The following is a 4636-nucleotide window of genomic DNA, read 5'->3' as shown; positions in this document are numbered from 1 at the left end:
ATTGAAGAAGGCACAGATCTATGGTTGATTGCTGTAAACGAAAGAGGTGATGAAGAGTGGCAAAGATCCTACAATTTCAAAAACCGGGATATCCTGATGGGAATGAATGTGATGATGAAGAGCCAAGAATCAAGATCCAAGAATCAAGATGTTACCACAGGAATTTTACTTGGTGGTTATACCCAGGCGGAAGGAAGAGTTCAAAAGGACGATGAAACGTTTTGGATGCTCTATCTGGACGGAAACGGCAATGAACAGTGGAGAAAGCATGTGAGCGGAGAATTGAGACAAAAAGAAGAGCGACTTTCAGACTTGAAACTGAACAGAGACGGCTCTATAATCCTTGCCGGAACCAGTGCCACAGAATTAGGAAAGGAAAACTGGAAGATCGTAAAACTGGGAGATAAACAGATAGACCAGCTGATTCCAAAATATGATATTAAAATCTATCCGAATCCTGTTTCAGACTATGCTTATGTAGAAATTGGTTTTGATTTCAAAGAAACGGAGATAGTGTTGTACGATATGAGCGGAAGACAGCTTCAGAGTTTGAAAACAAAGAATAAAGTGACTAAGATCAACACACAGGCTTTAGTTCAGGGAGCGTATCTGGTGACCATAAAAACGGATAACAATAAAACAGCGAATGCTAAATTGATTAAGAAATAAACAAAGATGAAAAAAAAGATAATAACCTTAGGAACAATTCTCTTTTTGTATTCAACAAATAGTGCCCAATATATACCAAAAATACTACCACCTTCACCTAACGCAACTTCTATTGCGAAATTTGTAGAAAGCCCAGTTTCCTATTATCGGGGTTCTGCAAATGTAAATATTCCATTATTTAATGTGCAGACAGCAGATCTACCCATCAATATTTCTATACAATATGATACTAAAGGGGTTCGTGTTGGTGAAATCGCCTCATCTGTAGGAGCTGGCTGGAGTTTAAATGCCGGAGGTTTGATAACCAGACAGGTAAGGCAGCGTCCTGATGAATATATCCGCGGCTATTTGACTTATTCATATAATGCTGCCTTTGACAATAATACTACTTTACGCCAGCAGTTGGTAAGCGAAAATGCAAGTTACAGTTCATCAGATACACCTGTAGATGAAGATCCTGATTTATTTTTTATTAATTTTTTAGGAAGATCTGCAAAATTTATTATTGATAATGTTACAAAAAAAGCGATTGTTCAAAACTTTGATGATTGGAAGATTGATATAGATTATGAAGATGCCAATACTGGGAATTTTAGAATTAATAAAATTGTAATTACTGATGAACAGGGCAATAAATATTATTTTGGAAAAGATTCTTCTGATGTAAATTCAGCCTATGATATTGTTACTTCCATAAGTTCAAAAGTAATTTCTCCTGCATCAGCAGTTAATTCTCCCCAGGAAAGTGGATATAAGACGGCCTGGCACTTAATGGAGGTGAAAACACAAAAAGTAAGCTGTTTATTTAACTATGTTCCTGAACAAGTAACTACTTATTCTAAATCAGACTTGAATACTGGCGACAATATTGGTTCTATTTCATTGAGTACAACAAAAACAACTCAACAGATCCTTCAGAATATTTCTTTTCCTGAAGGAAAATTTGAGTTTGTTTATAACGCTATGGAACGTGAGGATTTAAAGGGAGGAAAAGCTTTAAATGCTATACTTTTAAAAGATAAGAGAGATTTGCAAATAAAAAAAATGTCCTTTGTGCAAAGCTACCGTCCGGGAAATGGAAATAACAATAATATTCATCCACTAATTCTTCAAGAGGATCTAAAATCAGATAAGCGCCTGTTTTTAAATCAAATTAATGAAGTCGGTACTAATGAAGGCATTATTTTATCTTACAAGTTTGAGTATAATCCTAAAGAACTCCCTAACCGACATTCCAATTCTATTGACTATTGGGGGTATTTTAATGGCAAACTGAACAACATGAATATCTTTACAGACGTTAAAGATGGCAATCGCGATGTGTATGGCGTCGAGACTGAGGCTGGTATTTTAACAAAAATAATTTATCCTGCAGGAGGAAGTGAGAATTTTTATTACGAAGATAATAATGCTGTGATTCCATCTTATTTTTCAAATTTTATACTGGCCAATCCTTCAAGGAATTTGTATGATGATAAGACCACAGCAATTGCAAAAGGATCAGAATATTTTGTTTTAAATAATGGAAGTACCACCCGTGGAAAATATATAAAAGAATTTGAAATTTCTGGTGTATATAAAAAGAAATTTTCATATACTGCTTTGCTGGGTCCCATATGTATTTCGGGACAAACAGTGGATTGTTGCACTTCAGTGGAGACAACAGGTTGTAAAACCAAAGTACGACTTCACAGGTTTGATAAAAATACAGGTGCTATTTTAGCAACCTATACCATTACACAGGGTAATAATATTGAGATAATTAATCCACCTATTGAGAATGGGAATTATCGTCTGGAAGTCTCTAATATGAATTTTACCCTCAGTGATTCTGAAAATATGGAAACTAATCCGTTTTCAGTGGTATTACATTGGACTGAGTATAAACCAAGCGTACCACTGACTAGTTTTGTAGGAGGCGGAAGAAGAGTCTCTATAATTGAGATGAGTGATAATGGTCAGGTTACAAAAAGAAAATTCACCTATACTTTAGACAATGGAACGCCTTCCGGAAAACTTTTAGGGATTCCTGATTATATGTGTATTATTAAAAAATATGGTGATATTCCAATGGTAGCAGGGCAGTTATCAAACAGAATACAACCTATGTCAAGCTTTAATAACGCAGGTCAGGTAGGTTATTCTCAGATAACAGAATCATTTTTATCATCAGGCAATGCTGTATTATGGACTAAAAAATATAATTTCAGTAACTATCCGGACGGTGGAGATTATTATAAATTTCCTTATCATTTGCCTGATGATATGGAATGGGCTAGGGGTTTGAATTTGAAAACAACAAGCTATGATTCTACAGGAAAAATGGTAGAAACTTTGGAAAATAAATACAACTTTTCAGGTGAAGAATTCTTTCCTTACAGATTTTATAAAATGAGTGATGGAACGATTGATACCAATGCCCCCAACACAGAATTAATACCACTTCTTCCGTCTCAGGCTCCCACAAACTATCTTTTTACCCATTATGTTAAAAGTATTCCTATCTATAAATGGAGTGATGGATCTTCCAATCAGTCGCCAGATATATACAGAACAGCTTTTTTCTATAGTGGGATGATCAAAAACTACCAAAAGATCAAAACAGAATATGAGAATGGTCTTCCTGTAAAAGTTACTTATATTGATACGGCAAATGAAAGTTTGATTCATCATCAGAACACATCTGAGAAAACAACTTATTCGGATAAAGCAATTCAGGAAATTAAATACCAATATGCTCACGAAAAAAATAACCAAAAGCTGATCAATGCTAATATGGTAGGAATTCCTTTGGAAACAACAGTAGTAAAAAAACAGAATACAGATGATCCGGGAAAAATTATTTCAAAAACAGAAATAAGATATGATAATTCTTCAACGCTGCTTCCTACTTCTGTATTGTCATATGATCTTCAGGATCCTGTAATCGCTACAACAGATATCACCTATGATCAATACGACTCCAAGGGCAACCTCCAGCAGTACACCACCAAAGACGGCATTTCCACTGTAATCATCTGGGGATACAATCAAACCCAGCCTATTGCTAAAATAGAAAATGTAAAATTAGCTGATATCGGGCAGTCCTTCATCACAGCTATTGTCAATGCGTCCAATACGGATGCAGCAGCGGGAGCTAATAATGATGAAACCAACCTATTGAATGCCTTTAACACCTTCAGAGGACAGCTATCGGGTTATAAGATTACTACATACAGTTATGACCCCATGATTGGCGTTAGAAGCATCACTCCTCCATCCGGGATCAGGGAAGTCTATGTTTATGATTCAGCCAACAGGTTGAAGGAAATCAGAGAACAAAGCCAGAGCGGCAATTTATTAAAGGAATTTAAATACAACTACAAACAATAAAAAAACAGAAATTATGAAAAAAACATGTTTAACAATCGCATTACTATTAGCTTCTATAATGTATGCACAGGAAATAGCATTTGATAAATTGTACAGCAACTCCGATGCTGCCAATTATTCTATAGGACATTATGCTACGCCAAATTCAGACGGCCTTAAAATCAACTGGTATGGGGGAATAAGAATGGCAACAGCCGCCGGTACGGTTCTTCAGGTATCAAGAGATGGTAATATAGGAATCGGAACAACGGAACCTGTCCAGAAATTAGATGTTTCCGGAAATATTATCACCGGGGCAGGCAGTTCTGCAGAAGGAATTAATGCTTTTGCGATACGATATGAGGATGGTTCATTAAGCAACTGGGGAGTCTTGCGAAGCTCAGCCTCTACCTATATGAGTTTTGGAGTTAAAGCAAATCCCTCCAATGTAGGTTGGTTATCCAGTAACGGAACCTTAAACTTTGTAAAAGCCGCTGTTACTCTGGATAATGAAGGATTTCGATTTCTTGCCTCGCCTGCGCAGCAAACCCCATTGAATTCCCCTGTAAACATGAATGAGCTTTTGAAAATTTCCACGAATGGTAATGCTTCATTA

Annotated in this window: 3 protein-coding genes; all 3 read left to right on the top strand. The window is 36.1% G+C overall.

What is annotated here, in order from left to right:
• Positions 1 to 669, top strand: a 669-nt coding sequence (locus M030_RS0114225; protein WP_027374117.1) for a T9SS type A sorting domain-containing protein, incomplete at its 5' end; no start/stop codon positions are given.
• A 6-nt stretch (positions 670 to 675) separates the two neighbouring features.
• Positions 676 to 4041 carry a hypothetical protein gene (locus M030_RS0114220; RefSeq protein ID WP_027374116.1) on the top strand — a complete coding sequence of 1122 codons (3366 nt, stop codon included), beginning with the start codon at positions 676 to 678 and terminating at the stop codon, positions 4039 to 4041.
• Positions 4042 to 4054: 13 nt separating this feature from the next.
• A partial coding sequence (locus M030_RS24185) for a hypothetical protein (RefSeq protein WP_155860256.1) occupies positions 4055 to 4636 on the top strand: 582 nt, incomplete at its 3' end.

It is taken from the genome of Chryseobacterium sp. UNC8MFCol (genome assembly GCF_000482305.1).
GTDB classification, from domain to species: domain Bacteria; phylum Bacteroidota; class Bacteroidia; order Flavobacteriales; family Weeksellaceae; genus Chryseobacterium; species Chryseobacterium indologenes.
This window is presented reverse-complemented; position numbering and strand designations above follow the sequence as displayed.